The 15,686-nt window shown below is 40.0% G+C and carries 18 protein-coding genes and 1 tRNA gene; 5 read left to right on the top strand and 14 right to left on the bottom strand.

Annotated features, from left to right (window positions below; translation table 11 throughout):
* Positions 1 to 6: 6 nt before the first annotated feature.
* The 3 genes from N2257_05115 to N2257_05105 all read right to left on the bottom strand — a co-directional run bounded on the left by N2257_05115 (position 7) and on the right by N2257_05105 (position 2,130).
* Positions 7 to 606, bottom strand: coding sequence for a molybdenum cofactor guanylyltransferase (locus N2257_05115; GenBank protein ID MCX7793768.1), 600 nt, complete (start codon positions 604 to 606; stop codon positions 7 to 9).
* A gap of 158 nt (positions 607 to 764) precedes the next feature.
* A complete protein-coding gene (locus tag N2257_05110; GenBank protein MCX7793767.1) occupies positions 765 to 1,385 on the bottom strand; it encodes a V-type ATP synthase subunit D in 621 nt (206 codons plus the stop codon).
* 1 nt (position 1,386) lies between these two features.
* On the bottom strand, positions 1,387 to 2,130 hold the full coding sequence (locus tag N2257_05105) for a hypothetical protein (protein MCX7793766.1): 744 nt from the start codon (positions 2,128 to 2,130) through the stop codon (positions 1,387 to 1,389).
* A 111-nt stretch (positions 2,131 to 2,241) separates the two neighbouring features.
* Here N2257_05105 and leuC point away from each other — a divergent pair, with 111 nt between their 5' ends.
* On the top strand, positions 2,242 to 3,510 hold the full coding sequence (leuC, locus tag N2257_05100) for a 3-isopropylmalate dehydratase large subunit (GenBank protein MCX7793765.1): 1,269 nt from the start codon (positions 2,242 to 2,244) through the stop codon (positions 3,508 to 3,510).
* Between the two features lie 32 nt (positions 3,511 to 3,542).
* On the opposite strand, the gene N2257_05095 is transcribed toward leuC, so the two are convergent.
* From N2257_05095 to N2257_05085, 3 genes are read right to left on the bottom strand one after another with little or no spacing between them, the layout of a single operon-like run.
* The gene (locus N2257_05095; GenBank protein MCX7793764.1) at positions 3,543 to 3,926 is read right to left on the bottom strand and encodes a hypothetical protein; all 384 of its coding nucleotides are present in this window, start codon (positions 3,924 to 3,926) and stop codon (positions 3,543 to 3,545) included.
* Positions 3,927 to 3,934: 8 nt separating this feature from the next.
* On the bottom strand, positions 3,935 to 5,260 hold the full coding sequence (locus N2257_05090) for a B12-binding domain-containing radical SAM protein (GenBank protein ID MCX7793763.1): 1,326 nt from the start codon (positions 5,258 to 5,260) through the stop codon (positions 3,935 to 3,937).
* A complete protein-coding gene (locus N2257_05085) occupies positions 5,257 to 6,330 on the bottom strand; it encodes a 3-methyl-2-oxobutanoate dehydrogenase subunit VorB (protein ID MCX7793762.1) in 1,074 nt (357 codons plus the stop codon). Before N2257_05085 ends, N2257_05090 begins: the two co-directional genes overlap by 4 nt.
* A gap of 62 nt (positions 6,331 to 6,392) precedes the next feature.
* Between N2257_05085 and N2257_05080 the strand changes: the two genes are divergently transcribed.
* Positions 6,393 to 7,025: a winged helix-turn-helix transcriptional regulator gene (locus N2257_05080; protein MCX7793761.1), complete on the top strand. Its 633-nt coding sequence runs from the start codon at positions 6,393 to 6,395 to the stop codon at positions 7,023 to 7,025.
* On the opposite strand, the gene N2257_05075 is transcribed toward N2257_05080, so the two are convergent.
* Positions 7,018 to 7,674 (bottom strand): SurA N-terminal domain-containing protein, encoded by a 657-nt coding sequence (locus N2257_05075; GenBank protein ID MCX7793760.1) that lies wholly within the window; start codon positions 7,672 to 7,674, stop codon positions 7,018 to 7,020. The two genes, N2257_05080 and N2257_05075, sit on opposite strands and share 8 nt — an antisense overlap.
* A gap of 137 nt (positions 7,675 to 7,811) precedes the next feature.
* Here N2257_05075 and N2257_05070 point away from each other — a divergent pair, with 137 nt between their 5' ends.
* Both N2257_05070 and N2257_05065 read left to right on the top strand, forming a co-directional pair.
* Complete coding sequence (locus N2257_05070; GenBank protein ID MCX7793759.1) at positions 7,812 to 8,024, top strand: DUF1858 domain-containing protein; 213 nt, start codon at positions 7,812 to 7,814, stop codon at positions 8,022 to 8,024.
* Positions 8,025 to 8,153: a hypothetical protein gene (locus N2257_05065; GenBank protein MCX7793758.1), complete on the top strand. Its 129-nt coding sequence runs from the start codon at positions 8,025 to 8,027 to the stop codon at positions 8,151 to 8,153.
* 39 nt (positions 8,154 to 8,192) lie between these two features.
* Here N2257_05065 and N2257_05060 read toward each other — a convergent pair.
* Positions 8,193 to 8,285 (bottom strand) — tRNA-Ser (locus N2257_05060).
* Between the two features lie 689 nt (positions 8,286 to 8,974).
* Between N2257_05060 and htpX the strand changes: the two genes are divergently transcribed.
* The gene (gene htpX, locus N2257_05055) at positions 8,975 to 9,820 is read left to right on the top strand and encodes a zinc metalloprotease HtpX (protein MCX7793757.1); all 846 of its coding nucleotides are present in this window, start codon (positions 8,975 to 8,977) and stop codon (positions 9,818 to 9,820) included.
* Between the two features lie 34 nt (positions 9,821 to 9,854).
* Here the strand turns inward: htpX and N2257_05050 are convergent, their stop codons facing one another.
* The 6 genes from N2257_05050 to N2257_05025 form a co-directional block, all read right to left on the bottom strand.
* Positions 9,855 to 11,432, bottom strand: coding sequence for an ABC transporter substrate-binding protein (locus N2257_05050; protein MCX7793756.1), 1,578 nt, complete (start codon positions 11,430 to 11,432; stop codon positions 9,855 to 9,857).
* A gap of 19 nt (positions 11,433 to 11,451) precedes the next feature.
* The gene (locus N2257_05045; protein MCX7793755.1) at positions 11,452 to 12,495 is read right to left on the bottom strand and encodes an AI-2E family transporter; all 1,044 of its coding nucleotides are present in this window, start codon (positions 12,493 to 12,495) and stop codon (positions 11,452 to 11,454) included.
* A gap of 4 nt (positions 12,496 to 12,499) precedes the next feature.
* Entirely contained in the window at positions 12,500 to 13,147 is a 648-nt protein-coding gene (locus tag N2257_05040) for a type 1 glutamine amidotransferase (GenBank protein ID MCX7793754.1), read from the bottom strand.
* Positions 13,140 to 14,603 carry a D-aminoacylase gene (locus N2257_05035; GenBank protein ID MCX7793753.1) on the bottom strand — a complete coding sequence of 488 codons (1,464 nt, stop codon included), beginning with the start codon at positions 14,601 to 14,603 and terminating at the stop codon, positions 13,140 to 13,142. The genes N2257_05040 and N2257_05035 overlap by 8 nt, the downstream gene beginning before the upstream one ends.
* A 122-nt stretch (positions 14,604 to 14,725) precedes the next feature.
* Complete coding sequence (locus tag N2257_05030) at positions 14,726 to 15,298, bottom strand: CbiQ family ECF transporter T component (protein MCX7793752.1); 573 nt, start codon at positions 15,296 to 15,298, stop codon at positions 14,726 to 14,728.
* 125 nt (positions 15,299 to 15,423) lie between these two features.
* On the bottom strand, positions 15,424 to 15,686 hold a 263-nt coding region (locus N2257_05025; protein ID MCX7793751.1), incomplete at its 5' end, for an N-acetylmuramoyl-L-alanine amidase.

The raw sequence follows: 15,686 nt of genomic DNA, 5'->3' as shown, positions 1-15,686 counted from the left end.
TATTAATTATACACCATTAGAAGAGTCAAAGGCTTCTGCCGTTAGTATGTCTTCAGGCCTGTTGATATTTATGAAGGAAAGACCCAGGGGATCGATCTCTCTCAACCTCTGTTCCTCAATATAAAAAACCGTGAGTCCTTCAAGGAATTCTGTCATTTTGCATCTTTTAATTTCGATCCATTTCTTGACCACAGGTATTAGCGCCTCAGAATAAACACCAAGAAGGGGCTGAGGTTTGCTATTAAAAACTGGTATGACAGCCTCGTGGGTCTTCAACCTCAGAGCTCCTTCATCCTTTATCAATCTTACAATATCAGGATTTATAAAGGGCATATCACAGGCACTTATGAGAATCGGACCTTCTGAGTTAAGAAGTGCTGTATATATACCTGTAAGTGGACACCTGAAATCATAAAGATCTCCATAAAGAGGAATGCCTAGATAAAAATAGGCTTCTGGAGTATTGGTGATTATTATTAATCTTTCAAGAGTAAGGAGGGAATCCCTTACCCGTTCAATCAATCTCTTTCCCTTAAATTCTATGAGACCCTTGGGAAGACCAGGGTATCTTCTGTTTAAACCTCCTGCAAGGATAACACCCGTCATCCCGACCTTTTTATGAGCCTAAGCTATTTTTAAATGAGCCCTGAAAGTTCATGTATCTTTCTTCTCCTCGTTGGAAAGGTAAAGACTATATCTTGCTATGAAATCAATTCTCTGATATTCCAGTTTACTTTCAAGAATATCTGATATACCACACTATTTTACGCTAAACCTTTAAACAGTTTGAGACGGTAAAAGGCCTCACGTTCTCTTTCAGCTATATAATTCTCAATCTCTCTTATTTTTTTATTTAAATCAGGCAATATCCTTTCCTCAAGGACCCTTATCCTTCTTGTTGTCTTGAGGATCTCTTCTCCAAGTCTTTTTGTCTTGCTCTCAAAATTTGCTATCTCAAGTATTGCTTCAACAATCTTTTCAAAACCCTCAACAGAATGCTCAAGGTGGTCTGTCAGCGAAAAATGGTCATAGGGTCTGTCCTCGGGCATCTTAAGGGGAGACTCTGCATAGGATAACTCCTTGTATTTCAAACCCCAGAGGCTTTTTTCCTTTAGCTCTACAGAAATGGTTTTGTCTGTTATAAGGGAAATTGAATTTATAACCTCCTGACCTTCATGTCCTTTGCTAAGGGAAAGCTGTGCTATGGCATCTCCATAGGTCTTTCTTATTTCTTCTCTTGACCTTAAAAGTGGTATGGCTGTCTCAAGGAATTCCCTCATAAGAGCCTGGCGCCTTGCCTTAAGTATTGATATACTGTTTCTCACAGAGGTTGCCTTTTCCCTGAGAATAAGGAGATTTGTCCTAGTGGGATGAATTATTGCCATATTATTGTTCTTCTTCCTGCCATCTTTCTGTTAGTTCCCTGTAAATAAAGGGTTTTGTAGATGATGGAACTACCTCATCTTTATAGAGGTCTTCAAGGTCTTGAAGTTTCATGTCCTTTAAGAATTCTACCACAATATGAAGAGGTGTATAGAAATTTCTTATAAGTGCATACCTTACAGAATACCTGAAAGACCATCTCGGATGGACAGCAATAGATTTTATAACCTCTGGAGGGGTAATTTCACTGTTAATCAATTTGAGGATATCTCCTTCCTTTAAAAATGGATTTTCAAGGCAGGTATTAATGAGTACTGATACCTCTCTTCCACCTTTTGCCTTCTCAAGTATGGCAAGTACTACTGTACTGCTTGAGCGCTTTGCAAGGGTTATACGATTTCCGATGGGAAGGGCTGGAATCTTTTCCTTTATTAACTGCTCCACCTTCTGCTTGATGTTTATATGAATATTTGGATTCCTGGTTAAATCTGCAAGGTCAAAGAGCCTCAGGAATTTTAATAATGAAAGTACTATTCTTTGAGGAGTCTTTGGATTTTTACAGAGAGCAAGTTTAATTCTATAGCTGTCTTTAAACCTTACAGACCGTGCAAGCAGTTCAAGAGATTCTGGAGGGGTATTTCTGTTTTCTGCTATCAAAAGGGCCATATCCTCCGTGAGCTCTTGTTTAAAGAGGATTTCATCGAGTTTTCCAGTACTGGTAACCTGAAGGTCCTGTAGTCCTTTCATAGATTAATTTTAACAGATTTGAGGTTATTTAAATTTTTCTGATGAAGAAAAAAATATCTCACTATATAGATTTCACAAAAATTTTATAAGTTAAGTTATAATAATCTCTGTATGTCTGGAATGACTATTTCAGAAAAGATACTTGCTGCACACTGTGGAAAGGAAAGGGTCTATCCTGGAGACCTGATTTATGCAAAGATTGACCTTATCCTTGCCAATGATATTACTGCGCCCATTGCAATAAAGGAGTTTGAAAAGATCGGTGCAAAGGAAGTCTTTGACCCTAACAGGATTGCCTTCATACCCGATCACTTTACTCCCCAAAAGGATATAAAGGCAGCAGAACAATGTAAGCTTCTAAGAGATTTTTCAAAACAATATAAACTTGGCCTTTATTTTGAGGTTGGAAGGATGGGAATAGAGCATGCCCTTCTTCCTGAGCAGGGACTTGTTGTACCAGGTGATCTGGTAATTGGTGCTGACAGCCATACATGCACCTATGGAGCCCTTGGAGCTTTTGCAACAGGTGTGGGTTCAACTGATGTGGCTGCTGCAATGGCAACAGGTGAGTGCTGGTTCAAGGTACCTGAGTCAATGAAATTTATTTTTTATGGTGGCCTGAAAAAATGGGTTGGCGGAAAGGACCTAATACTCCATGTGATAGGAGATATTGGTGTGGATGGTGCCCTTTACAGGGCAATGGAATTCGAGGGAGAGACTATAAGAAACCTTCCTATGTATGGAAGGCTCACCATGTGCAACATGGCTATAGAGGCCGGTGCAAAAACCGGCATCATTGTTCCTGACAGGATCACAGAGGAGTATGTTAAACCGAGGGCAAAGAGGCCTTATAAATTTTATAACTCCGATCCTGATGCATATTATGTGGAAATAAGGGATTACGATGCATCAAAGATAGAGCCTCTTGTTGCCTGTCCTCATCTACCATCAAATGTAAGACCTGCCAGGGAGCTCGGCCACATCAGGATTGACCAGGTTGTTATTGGTTCATGTACGAATGGAAGGCTCGAAGACCTAAGGGAGGCTGCAATGATCATGAAGGGAAGGAAGGTCCATCCCGATGTGAGGATGATAGTTATTCCGGCAACCCAGCAGATTTACAAAGAGGCCATGAAGGAAGGACTTATTGATATCTTTATTGATGCTGAGGCAGTGGTATCAACACCTACATGTGGACCATGTCTTGGGGGTCATATGGGAATTCTTGCAAAAGGTGAGAGGGCAATTGCAACGACAAACAGGAATTTTGTTGGAAGGATGGGGCATCCAGAAAGTGAAGTTTATTTAAGTAATCCGGCCATTGCTGCTACAAGTGCTGTGCTTGGAAGGATAGGAATTCCAGAAGAATTAGGACTTTAGTCTGATTTAGTTAAAAATTGCTTGATCTTGACTTAATTTTCGGTTTTAAGATTTTTTATCTTTTTACTTAATTTTATCCAGAAATAAGCACCTGTTCCCACAAATAGGAAGGCGAGGATGTGTTTTACTATTAAAGCAGGGATCTGACCTTTTCCAGCTGCATTTGCCCATTCAAAGTCTTTATAAAAAACTGTCCTTGGAACTCCACCAATGAGTATCCAATAAAGGGCAAATTTTGCAAGACCTGTTATGCCTTTATAAAGATCAAGAAAATAGGTGTAGACCTCTGGGTTTTTGTGTTTTTCATATCTTTTTACAACAATCCACATAGTAACTCCGCTTGCAGCAAGGAGCGCTGTTGCCACATCATGAAAATAATTATTGAGCATAATCAATATACCGAGTTCAGGACTCATAAGATTAATTATAAAATATTCTGCTTTTTTCTTTCCTTTGCATACTGTCTGAATGCCCTTCCCTGAGGATACTGGATCATCCATGATGTTATATGACTCATAGGAAAACCTTTCCATGATATCTGGAATATCCTTGAAATAATTTTTGGTAATGTAAAGAGCTTTGCCCTAAGATCAATTAGTAGTTCTTCCCTCTCTTCAGGGCTCATCGTGGGATGTTCATAGACGGCATGATTTCCATCAAAAAAGTCCCATTCAATTCCTGGTATGAGATGTTCTTTATACGCTTCATAAAGGTCTGTCCCGGGGAATGGGGTTGTCATAACGGGGTGAGCAGATACCTTAAGTTCATCGCAGAGTTTCAGTATTCCCTCAAAGTCTTCCCTTATATCCTGCCTTCCACCAACCATTATAAAAAGCATAACCTCTATACCATGATCACGAATTTTCTTTATTGCATCCCTTCTTCGCTTTGCCTGTTTTGAGGTTGCCCTGTATTCCTCAAGACTTTTTAGATTATTTGATTCCCACCCAACAAGTACAGCAGTAAGACCAGCATCCCTGGCATATTTTAAAAGTTCATCTGATCTTGGGTGCTCCACTGATACAAGATCTCCAGAGCCAAACCACCATTTACCCTTTACGCTCTTTGACATTTCTCTGTAAAGCTCAATGGTGTGGGAGATATTAACTCCCCATATGTTGTCATCAATACCCCAGAAAAGTCTCCATTTACTCTGGGCAACCTCTTCGATCACTTCATCGATTGGCCGTACTCTTACTTTACCTCCAAAAAACTTATGGACAGAGCAGAAGGTGCATCTGTGAGGGCAGCCTCTTGAGGTCTGGAAATAGCCGTATACATATCTTGTTTTCCAGAGATTGGTGACAGGTTTTGGAAGACCCTTAAGTTCAGGATAGCCTCCATCATAAATCGGTTTTAAGGTATTATTTTCAGCATCCTTTAATAGTTCTTCCCAGATATTTTCTGCCTCTCCAAGGACTATGGCATCTGCATGGGGCTTTGCCTCTTCTGGAAGGGCTGTAACGTGAATACCACCAAGAACTACCTTTTTGCCGAGGCTTCTCAATCTATCAGCCATTCTGTATACCCAGGGTGCCTGAGGCGTAAGAACCGTAAATCCTATAAGGTTAGAGTCTATCTCTTCGGGATTGAAGGACTCTTTGTTTGCATCAATCAATTCAACTTCTATATCAGGCCTGACTTTATATGTAAGCCCTGTAAGGTATTCAAGGACAGGTGGTGCTATAGGAAGTCCTTTTGATTTCTGTCCACCCCTTCCAAAGGGTGGAGAGATAAGGGTTATTTTCATGGAATGGAAATTACTCCGCTTTTTTCTACTATATCACGAACTTTATTCTTTACTTCCTCTGGAGATATCAGTGCTCCTCCGGGTTTTCCAAAAAAATGTACTTCGCTATCACATACAGAAAGCCTCACATCCTCAACCATCTGTCCAGAATTTAATTCTACAACAAGGAATTTTCTAATTTTCTTTGAGAGTTCCTTCAATCTATTATCTGGAAAGGGCCATAGCGTTATGGGTCTTAGAAGCCCTGCTTTAATACCTGATCTTCTCAATTCTCTTATTGCAGAGATAGAGACCCTTGCAGCAATACCAAAGGCTACAAGGAGAATGTCTGCATCCTCTGTCATGAATTCTTCAAATCTTACTTCTTTTTCTTTCATTCTTTTATATTTTGCCTGGAGGATATAATTTCGTCTTTCAAGCTCTCCTTCACCCATATATAGAGACTTTATAACATTTGGTTTTTTATCTTTAGCTCCGCTAACTGCCCATGTTTTGGCTGGAAGATTTTCCTGAGGTATATAAGGTTTCTGGTACATTGGCTCCATCATCTGTCCTACCACACCATCTCCCAAAATCATTACGGGGTTTCTGTATTCATCTGCCTTATCAAAGGCAAGCATGGTGAGATCCCAGAGTTCCTGTACACTGTAGGGAGCAAAAACGAGCATCCTGTAATCACCGTGGCCACCACCCTTTACAGCCTGAAAATAATCAGCCTGGCTTCCTGAGATGTTTCCTAGACCAGGACCACCCCTCTGCATATTCACTATTACAGCAGGAAGTTCAGCACCTGCAAGAAAAGATATGCCTTCCTGCTTGAGGCTTATTCCAGGACTTGAAGAAGATGTCATGGCTCTGGCACCGCCAGCTGAAGCGCCATAAACCATGTTTATTGCTGCAATCTCACTTTCTGCCTGTATGAATACACCGCCAACCTCCGGCATTCTCCAGGACATATATTCTGGAATTTCATTCTGTGGAGTTATTGGATAACCTGCGTAAAATCTGCATCCAGCCTGTATAGCTGCCTCAGCACAGGCCTCATTACCTTTCATTAATATCCTTTTCATAATTAAAATTATAACACTTAAGGGGGTATTTACACCATATGCAAAATATGGTATGCTTTTTTATGCTTGAGAGGTTCGAAAATTCCACAGTCTGGAAGCTTCTTCTTCTTCTCAAGAAAAATGGAGAGATGTCCATAGAGGAGATGAGCAATGCCCTGAACATAACCCCCATTGGAATAAGGCAGCATATACTTAGTCTTGAGCGGAATGGTTTTGTTTCTTACAGGATGAGAAAAAAGGGTGTGGGTAGGCCAGGGTATATATACAGCCTTACAAATAAAGCAGAGGAACTTTTTCCGAATAACTATAAAAATTTTATCCTCGAGGTATTTAAAGAGATTGAAGATGACGGTGGAAGAGAGCATATAGACAGGCTTTTTAAAAAAAGAAAGGACAGACTTTTTAAACACTTTTCCTCAATTCTTGGCAATGTAAAGAATTTTAAGACAAGGCTTTCTCTCTTTCTTGATTCTCTTAAAGAGCAGGGCTATATTTTAGAAACACAGGAAAGGCTTCATGATGTGGATCTGATTCAATTTAACTGTCCTATATCAGCTGTATCGAGTCATTACAGAGAAGTCTGTAAATACGAGCTCGAACTTTACAGGGATTTATTCGGCACAGGCGTTGACCGCCTTCAGTGCGTGTCAGAAGGCGGTCGTTATTGTTCTTACAGGATTCCAAAGACTAATTAATTTTGTGCCCTTCCCCTTTTGGGGCAGAGAGGGTTTCAAGTTCTTTATCATTTATAGTGATAGTATATTTCTTCTGTAATTCTTCCACATATTTATTAAATACCTCTGCCTGTTTGTTTTCAATAAGTGATTCTCTGATCCTGTCTTTTACAGCATCAAACTCAACGATCTTTCCACCTTCTCTGAGATTGTTTTTGTTCCTTTCATAAAAGTCTCTTATCTCCTTATCAGTGATTTCCACATTCTGAGGTAATTCCTTTTTCAGAAGAAGTCTGATGGCTGCGATTTTCTGGAATTCTTCTACCCTGGATTTATATTCTTTCTGGAGTCTTTCGAGCTCCCTCTGGTATTGCTTTTTAAATTCCTCAACCTGGTCTCTATACTCCTTGTCTCTGTCATAACCCTTCTTCTTAGCCTCAGCATATAGAACCTCTGTCTTTACAAGCTCATCGACAAGTCTCTTCATGCCCTGGGGTCCCTGGAAGAACTGCTGGGCATAGGGCGGAAGGGTATCCAGTTTTCTCATAACATCTTCCTTTGTAATAGCTGTGTCATTTACTTTAGCCACAACAGGACCGGATGATTTTTTCTCTCCGCATCCTGCAATTGCTAACAAAAGAATTATGCTTATAATAATAAGTCTTTTCATCTTTTCTCCTTTTTACTATATTCTTTTTCAGGCTAAGCCTTCAAAATTATAACATACCAGGGGATATGATTTGCATCATGGCAAGTCTGTACTTTAAAGGTATAAAGTAAAATAAAATCCTTGAAAAGGAGGTCAGTATGGTTGCAGAAAAGAAAAAGGTTACAAAAGACTCAATTATTGGAGATGTGATAAGGGATATTCCTGGTGCAAGAAAGGTGATAGAGAAGTATTTTGGAAATGGCTGCTTTACCTGTCCGGGAATAAATCTTGAGTCAATATCCTTTGGAGCCATGATGCATAATCTTGATCCTCAGAAGATAGTGGATGAAATAAACTCACTGGAGGAATAAATGGAACTTAAATGCTTTGTCTGTGGAACCGATGACCCTTTGAGGGTATATCTACCGTGCTATCATGAAGGGGTGCAGAAGATAGTCTGCGTGAGATGCCTGCCCGTACTGATACATGGAGCACACTGAATAAAACTGAAAAGAGTTGATATGGAATTGCCTGATTTATGGCGGAGAGGGTGGGATTCGAACCCACGATTCCGTTTTTAGCGGAATAGCGGTTTTCGAGACCGCCCCGTTCAACCGCTCCGGCACCTCTCCAGAAAAAGCACTTAAGACTCAATCAGCAGGTAATTATATTCTATCACATCTGACCTCTATAAACTGAAATGCAGAAAATAGGGTAATGTCAATACTTCTGTGTAAATTCATTTAAGGGTTTTATCCTCCGATGTTCATTTAATAGGCTAATTACTGCTGAGGGTATCCTCTCTATGCTCGCTGTATTGTTAAAGCAACTCCTTGGTCTTGTCCGTATTCTTATTTCCTTGCATCTTGCTGCCTAGGGATAAACTCTTCTTTAACTCAATGCCATTTCTTCCATGCCTTTGTCGCCTCCTGCCTGCTTATCTTACACCTACGAGGTGGCAATTTTATCTTTTCCTAACCCTCATGCCCTTAATCCCTTCATCACTTAATTGCCAGAAATCCTTAAAACTCCTTTAATATTCCTTCCATAAATCTGTTAAACTTAGGTCAGTGAGTTCTACTTCCATGGGTGTGTCCTCTTTCTTTAAAAAATTCCTTACAATTATGAAGGATACACCCCTTTTTCTTTAATTTTCAATTTTACACAGAAAATTTTCCATTACCGCTGGGTATTATATTTGACAGGAATTACTTAAAACTGATAAATTAAAAATGATTAGAGTCAGGTTAGCAGACCTACAATTAATGCTAGGAAAAATTTTCAAGTGGAAAATAATTAAGAAAAAGGAGGTGTTTGATAAATGAATACTCTTAAGACCATGGTTTTGCTGGTTACCCTTACAGTTCTATTTATTTTCGTCGGAGCTCTTCTGGGTGGAAGAGCAGGTATGACTATTGCGCTTATCATGGCGCTGGCAATGAACTTTTTTGCCTACTGGTTCAGTGATAAGATTGTGCTCAGGATGTATGGAGCAAGGCAGGTTTCAGAGGCTGAGGCTCCGGAGCTTTACTCAATAGTGAGAAGCCTTGCTCAGCGTGCAGGCCTTCCTATGCCAAAGGTTTATATAATTGATGCTGACCAGCCTAATGCCTTTGCCACAGGAAGAAACCCTAAACATGGAGCTGTTGCCGTAACAACCGGGATTATGAGGCTTCTTGACAGAAACGAGCTTGCAGGTGTTATTGCCCATGAGCTGAGCCACATTAAAAACAGGGATATCCTTGTAAGCACCATTGCAGCTACTATTGCTGGAGCAATAAGCTATCTTGCCCAGATGGCCCAGTGGGCAATGATATTTGGTGGCAGAAGGGATGATGATGAGGGTGGAAATCCTTTAGCAGCCCTTGTGATGATGATAGTTGCTCCAATTGCTGCCATGCTTGTTCAGCTGGCTGTATCAAGGACAAGGGAGTATGGTGCTGATTCAGGTGGTGCAAAAATTGTGGGCAATCCTCTTTATCTTGCAAATGCCCTTAAGAAACTTCATTATGCATCCCAGAGGATACCCCTTGAGGCAAACCCAGCCACATCCCACATGTTCATTGTTAATCCTCTTTCAGGTGGCGGACTTATGAAGCTCTTCAGCACCCATCCGCCCATTGAAGAAAGAATAGCAAGACTTGAGGCAATGGCAAGAAGGATGTAAATAATTAATAAGTTGAGGATAGAGATCTCTATCCTCAACTTAATTTTAACCTCTCTGTCCTTAATCTGTAATTCATCCCCTTGTCTATGCTGTAGACAGGCACTATATTAAATCCCTCTATCCAGGGCTGGATAATATAAAAATCCTTTTTGTGCCAGAAGGGTATTAAAGGAAGGTCATTCATTATCAATTCTTCGGCCCTTTCATAAAGGGCTGGTCGTCTTTTTATATCAACTGTTCTCTGTCCTATTTCTATAAGTTTATCAACCTCTGGATTCCTGTACATCGTCCTGTTTCCCTTTGCACCTCTGTTTGAGGAGTGAAAGAGCGGAAAGAGGAAGTTTTCAGGATCAGGATAATCTGCCCACCAGCTAAGCCAGAAGAGATGCTCCTCTCCTTTGATCAATGCCTCTTTATAGGCACTCCACTCAAGCTGTCTTATCTTCACATTAAGGCCTGCCTTTCTTAGATATTCCTGAATGACCTCTGCAATATCTATAACCTCCTGATCCTGGGTGACATAAAAGACAAGGGGTTCTCCGTTATAACCAGAAATCTTTATAAGTTCCCTTGCCCTTTCAGGTTCATAATTGATGGTCTGAGGAGCACTCCACTGTCTTAAGCCTGGCGGTACTATACCATCAGCCAGTACCCCTCTTTCTTCGTAAATAGTTTTAAGGATCCTTTCCCTGTCTATTGCATGAGCTATTGCCTTTCTAATTAGTGGATTATCAAGTGGTGCCTTTGAACAATTGATACCGAGATAATAGATATTAAGTCCTGTATGAGAGATAAGCCAGTTTTTTTTCTCATCATGCTTTGTATATTTTTTTAAGGCTGAGGCAGGCAGGCTCAGGACATCTATGTTGGAGAGTTCAAACTCTGTGATTGCTGTTAGGTCTTCGGGAATTATTCTGTAAATAATCTTTTTTACATAAGCAGGACCTTCAAAATAATCCTCTCTTCTTTCAAGAACAAGCTCATTGTTATGACTCCATCTTTTAAGAATGAATGGTCCTGTGCCTACAGGATTAGTAGCAAAATCCGGTCTTGATGCCTCTTCTTCTGGAATAACATAGGCGGCTGTCATTGTAAGAAGCCCCAGGAATGGTGAAAAGGGTTCTTTTAGTTTTAATTTTAATATATACTTACCCTCCACCTCTATTCCCTTTACATCCTCTGCCCTGCCCTTAAGAAAATCCTCTGCTCCATCAATTTTGTCAAGAACCCATGTATTGGGTGACTTGAATCGGGGTGAGAGAATACGCTCAAAGGAATATTTAAAATCCTGTGCTGTAACCTCCCTTCCATTTGAAAACGTTACACCTTTTCTTATATGAAAAGTATAGGTCTTTCCATCTTCTGAAACGGTCCATCTTTCAGCTATATCAGGTACAATCTGAAGTTTATGATCAAGTCTCACAAGTCCATTAAAGAGCTTTGCTGCTATGCCTGCACCGCTTACATCCACTATGAGACCTGGATCAAGGGTGGTAGGATTTGAATTTAGCCTGAAATAGATAGCCCCTTCCTGCCTGTTTCGGACAGAACAGGAAAAAAGAAATAAAAGGATAAGAGTAATTGAGAAAAATATTTTTCTTCCAATCTTCACGTCTGTATCTTAGGGGTTATTATCTTTCCTGCTCCATTTTCCTGAATATCTCAATGACTGCTATGAAAAGGGCGACCACAAGTGGACCAGCGATAAGTCCTATCAGGCCAAATTCTTTAATACCTCCAAGGACACTGAAAAAGAGTACTATTGTTGGCATCTTTGTCCTTGAACCTATGATTATAGGTTTAAGGATATTGTCAACAGTGCTTATTCCAAGGGCGCCTATGGCTGTAAGAATAAAGCCTTCAAGAATAGAACCTGTGAGAAAGAGATAGAGGGCTGCCGGTCCCCATACTGAAAAGGCTCCAAGGATGGGGATGAATGAGGCAATTGCTATTGCACTTCCCCATATAACTGGTGTTGGAATCCCGAGAATCCAGAAGGAGATTCCTCCTATAAATGCCTGAATTAGTGCCACAACAACTCCACCATAGATTGTTGATATTATAATGTCCCTCACAAGACAGGTAAGCCTCTTTTTTTCATATTCACTGAATGGTAAATATTCAAGGACCTTCTTTAGATAATAAGGACCGCCTATAAGGAAAAAGAAGAGGGCAAATATCATAAATATAAAATTAATTGCAAAACCAATGATGTTTGTAATACCTCGTGTAATATTATTCAAAATAGCTTTACTTACAGATGTAATGCTTGCAATGACCTCTCCCGTGATCTGTTCCGCCGTGATACCGAAATTCCTTTCAAGATAACTCAGTATATCTGATACTGCCGGATGGCTGAGTAGGTCCTTAAGCCGCATCAATCTCTCTTCTGTAAGCATCTGTGAGAGATGGCGGAGCTCAGTCGCAAGAAGAATACCAAAGTATGTGAATGGACCGAGAATAAAGGCAATGACGATCAGCACAGTAAGGAGTGCAGCAATATAATCTCTTTTAAGGTACTTTAAAAAAAGAGAATAAAGAGGAAAGAATATAATTGTAAGGACAACAGCCCAGATAAGGGAGTTTATGAAGGGGTTGATTATCCGGAAGAGTAGATAGCCAAAAAGTATAATAAGAAAAATAACTGTTAGAAGATAAAATCTGTTTACCTTCACCCGTTTACCTCCTTAATAACCCAATAAAATTTTTGAAAATCCTTTCTGATAGTTGCCCTTTAAGTCTTTCAGGATGCCACTGAATTCCGAAGAGGTTATGATAATCCCTGTGCCTTATTGCCTCTATTATACCATCCTTTAGTGAAACCCCTATCTCAATTATTCCTCTGCCTTTTTTCTTTATTGCCTGGTGGTGGGAAGAATTTACAGTATATCTGCCAGGGGGAATGAGTCTGTTATCAGTGATTTCTATCTCATGAAATCCATCATAATGCCCCTGTATATCCTGAAAAAGTGTGCCTCCATATACAACATTTATAAGCTGCATTCCATAGCATATGCCGAGGACAGGTTTTTTTGAGTTAAGGAATTCTTTTATTATTTTAATTTCAAATTCTATCCTTTTCCTGTCAACTATTTTAAGGTTATCAGCCACTGGTTTTTCCCCATAATATTCCGGTGGTATATCACCACCTCCTGAAATTATTAGGCCATCAACGAGATTTTTTATCTCCGTAATAATACTTTCTTTTGGTGGTAGAAGCAGTGGGATGGCACCTGCACTTAGAATGGCATCAGTATAGTGGTTTTTAATTTTAAAGTATTCTTCATCCACATCCATTGTTATTCCGATAACAGGTTTCCTATCCACCGCTTCTCAGAACCCTTCCATTCCTTATTAAGGTAGGCTCTCCCTTCCATATTGCCGGAAGTCCATTTATGAAAACATAATGTATGCCCTCTGGTTTTAAAAAGGGATTATTAAAATCAGCCCTGTCTATTATCTTTTCAGGGTCAAAAATCACAAGGTCTGCAAAGGCACCAGTCTTTATGATTCCTCTGTCTTTTATTCCGAATATCTTTGCTGGAAGTGAGGTAATTTTCATTATGGCCTGTTCAAGAGAAAAAAGCCCTATCTGTCTGCAGTAGAGACCTATGAATCTTGGCATGCTTCCGAATCCCCTTGGATGGGGTTTACCCTTTCTTGTTGGTCCACCAAAACTTCTTGAGGAGCTGTCTGTTCCTACAGTCATATATGGTTCTTTTAAAAATCTCTGGAGATTATCCTCGGACATTGAGTGGAAGATAGCTCCTACCCTTAGATTTTCTTCAATGAGAATATCTATTATGACCTCAGGTATTTCTTTTTTCACATTTATGGAGATCTCTTTTAAGCTTTTACCTTCCATCCATTTATTTTCTGGATTTTCAACAGAGGATATAACTATCTCATCAGGGCTGATAGTTGAGAGATATTTTTTTAATTCTTTAGACTTAGTTCTGAGCCTTTTGAGTTCCTCTTCTTTCCCTCCCTCAAAAACCCATGCGGGTAGAACTGAATCAAGATCTGTACTCGAGGCAGTATAGGGATATCTATCAGCACTTACAGTTAAACCATGATCCTTTGCCCTGTGGATAATCTCCAGAACCCTGTCAATCTTATTCCAGTTATTTCTTCCAGCAGTCTTAAGGTGGGATATATGTACAGGTGAACCGGACCTCTTTGCTATCTCGATGACCTCTTCCAAAGCTTCTATAAGATTATCTGATTCACTTCTCATATGGGAAGCGTAGATAAAGGGTCTATATGGCTTTGATATCCTTATTCCGTATTCAGTAAGCTCAATGAGCTCATCGGTATCTGAATAAATGCCAGGAGGATAGATGAGTCCTGATGAGAGCCCTATAGCTCCCTCAAGAAGGGCTTCTTCAAGAAGCCTTTTCATCTCCTTTAATTCTTTTTCTGACGGTTTCCCGCTTCTGAACCCCATTACAGAGCCCCTTATGTTTCCATGTCCCACGAGGGTTGCAAAATTAAGGGCTGGCTTTATCTCTTCAAGTATTTCAAAAAATTCATTCAGGCTGTTCCATCTGTACGGGATATCATATTCCCTGAGATCCTCCATCCTATGACTTAGATAATCACCATAAAGTGGTGCAGCACTGAGTCCGCAGTTACCATTTATCTCTGTTGTTATTCCCTGAAAGAGCTTTCCTTCCTGCCCGGGATCTGCAATTACCGTGAACTCAGAATGGCCATGGGTATCTATAAATCCCGGTGCAATGGCAAGTCCCTCTGCATCAATAACTGATTTTCCACCACACACCTTCTTTGCTTCATCCTCTTTTAAAAGAACTATCCTATCTCCCCTTATTCCAATCGGGATTTTTTGAGGCGGGTTACCGGAGCCATCATAAACAGAACCGTTTATTATGAGATAATCCAGGTTCAGAAGAATTCCTCCGGCCTGTTTATTGCCTTTGAAAGAACTGTAACTATTATAAGACCTACTGTTTTTACCCTGTAAATCAGGCTTCCTGATTTACACTTTTCTGAATACTCTTTATGGAGTTCTCTGCTGACCCCTGGTAATGCCTTAAGGGTAAGAAGACCTGTCTCTATAAAATTCTGTACCGCCTTCTTTTTTCCCAGCGGGCCGAGAAGCCTTTCAAATCCTTTAAGAAGCTCTTCAGCAGAAAATTTCCATAGAAGAACTTTTGCAGCCATCACAAGTATTATTAATCTCATTGCTCGTTCAAAACCATTTTTCAGAGAGTCATCAGCCACTACAATGAAATTTTTTTTAAATATTATCTTGCCTTCCGGATGAAGCTGATTCGCAATGAATATAAAAAGACCAAATAAGAGTGTTATATAAATACCCTTATTGTTGATTTTTGCTGGCAGCTTTATATAAAGAAAGAGCACTGGTAAAGATATTATCAATAGATAAAATGGCCCTTTAAGGAGAAAGAGGAGAATGGCATAAAGTATATAAAAAAGTATGAAGATACCTGTCATAGCGAGGGATTTGTTTCTCTTCTTGCCTGAGAACCTCTCTGGGATTTCAGTTCAAAATAACTTTTTATCCCCTTTGCAATTGCCCTTGCAAGTTTTTCCCTGTACTGGGGGGTTGCAAGAAATCTCTATTCAACAGGATTGCTTATATAGGAGGCCTCAACAAGCACACTGGGCATCTTTGCAGTATATAGCACATAGAAGGGGCCTTTCTTTATTCCATTTGACGGCCTGTCTATATTATCCTTAAGTTCTCCATGAATTGTGGAGGCGAGCTTCATTGAATCTTCCCTTTTTGCCTGGGCCTCTAAGTCCATCCTTATGAGATCAATAAAATTAGAAAAGTTCTTCATTGCCTGGAGACTTATACCATTTTCTCTTGCTGCAACTT

The sequence above is a fragment of the Thermodesulfovibrionales bacterium genome, assembly GCA_026417875.1.
GTDB lineage: Bacteria > Nitrospirota > Thermodesulfovibrionia > Thermodesulfovibrionales > CALJEL01 > CALJEL01.
Note: the sequence above shows the minus strand (reverse complement) of the source record. Positions and strands in the feature narration are given on the sequence as shown.

Excerpts from the sequence above, each read along its gene's own strand:
- N2257_05115 (MCX7793768.1), bottom strand. The coding sequence starts at position 606 with ATGACGGGTGTTATCCTTGCAGGAGGTTTAAACAGAAGATACCCTGGT.
- N2257_05110 (MCX7793767.1), bottom strand. The coding sequence starts at position 1,385 with ATGGCAATAATTCATCCCACTAGGACAAATCTCCTTATTCTCAGGGAA.
- N2257_05105 (MCX7793766.1), bottom strand. The coding sequence starts at position 2,130 with ATGAAAGGACTACAGGACCTTCAGGTTACCAGTACTGGAAAACTCGAT.
- leuC (MCX7793765.1), top strand. The coding sequence starts at position 2,242 with ATGTCTGGAATGACTATTTCAGAAAAGATACTTGCTGCACACTGTGGA.
- N2257_05095 (MCX7793764.1), bottom strand. The coding sequence starts at position 3,926 with ATGAGTCCTGAACTCGGTATATTGATTATGCTCAATAATTATTTTCAT.
- N2257_05090 (MCX7793763.1), bottom strand. The coding sequence starts at position 5,260 with ATGAAAATAACCCTTATCTCTCCACCCTTTGGAAGGGGTGGACAGAAA.
- N2257_05085 (MCX7793762.1), bottom strand. The coding sequence starts at position 6,330 with ATGAAAAGGATATTAATGAAAGGTAATGAGGCCTGTGCTGAGGCAGCT.
- N2257_05080 (MCX7793761.1), top strand. The coding sequence starts at position 6,393 with ATGCTTGAGAGGTTCGAAAATTCCACAGTCTGGAAGCTTCTTCTTCTT.
- N2257_05075 (MCX7793760.1), bottom strand. The coding sequence starts at position 7,674 with ATGAAAAGACTTATTATTATAAGCATAATTCTTTTGTTAGCAATTGCA.
- N2257_05070 (MCX7793759.1), top strand. The coding sequence starts at position 7,812 with ATGGTTGCAGAAAAGAAAAAGGTTACAAAAGACTCAATTATTGGAGAT.
- N2257_05065 (MCX7793758.1), top strand. The coding sequence starts at position 8,025 with ATGGAACTTAAATGCTTTGTCTGTGGAACCGATGACCCTTTGAGGGTA.
- htpX (MCX7793757.1), top strand. The coding sequence starts at position 8,975 with ATGAATACTCTTAAGACCATGGTTTTGCTGGTTACCCTTACAGTTCTA.
- N2257_05030 (MCX7793752.1), bottom strand. The coding sequence starts at position 15,298 with ATGACAGGTATCTTCATACTTTTTTATATACTTTATGCCATTCTCCTC.